This is a genomic window from Microbacterium ginsengisoli, from assembly GCF_000956535.1.
GTDB lineage: Bacteria > Actinomycetota > Actinomycetes > Actinomycetales > Microbacteriaceae > Microbacterium > Microbacterium ginsengisoli.
Map to the genome: position 1 here is coordinate 1 of NZ_JYIY01000002.1, position 756 is coordinate 756.

The following is a 756-nucleotide window of genomic DNA, read 5'->3' on the forward strand; positions in this document are numbered from 1 at the left end:
GGTCGCGCAGTCGTCGATCCTGTGGGTGGGATGGCCCATCGTCGGTGTGGTGACCGTGCTGCAGACGCTCCTCATGTTCAGCAAGCTCGTGCGCCGTCACCACGGGTACAAGGTCTGACATCCCGCGAAACGCGCGGGGGCGGCATCCGATCGGATGCCGCCCCCGCGCGTTTCTCCGCGCGTCAGGGCGCGAGCAGCTCGGTGGTGAGGCGGTAGCCGACGCCGCGGACGGTCTCGATGTAGCGGGGGTTCGACGGGTTGTCGCCGAGCTTGCGGCGCAGGTTCGTCATGTGCGCCTCGACCGCGCGCTTGTCGGCCTCGCCGACGTAGTAGGAGGTCACGTACGACTCGCCGCGCAGCACGAGGGTGAGGTCGGCCTTGCTGCGCACGCGACGCTTCGACTCGAGGAGGGTCGCGAGCAGGTCGAATTCGGTGCGGGTGAGCTCGACCTGCTGCCCGCCGATGAGCACGATGCGCGTCTCGGGGTTCAGCTGGAGGTCGCGGTGGGTGATCCAGTAGCCGCCGCCCGGCGCGGGCATCCCCGGACGGGCGAGCTCCTGCGAAGGGTAGACGGGGACGATCGCCTGCGCGGGCGGTGCCGCCGGCACGACGACGGGATATGCCGGGGGCTCCGCCGGGTAGGGCTGCGGTTCGGCGTAGGGCGGCGCGTCGACCGGTTGGGGCTCGACGTAGACCGGCGCGGCCGGCTGGGGCTCGACGTAGGCCGGAGCCACCGGCTGCGGCTCGACGTAGGCC

Annotated in this window: 1 protein-coding gene; it reads right to left on the reverse strand. The window is 71.6% G+C overall.

Features of this window, described 5'->3' with window-relative positions:
* Positions 1–182: 182 nt before the first annotated feature.
* A partial coding sequence (locus RR49_RS16025) for a winged helix-turn-helix domain-containing protein (RefSeq protein ID WP_245610919.1) occupies positions 183–756 on the reverse strand: 574 nt, incomplete at its 5' end.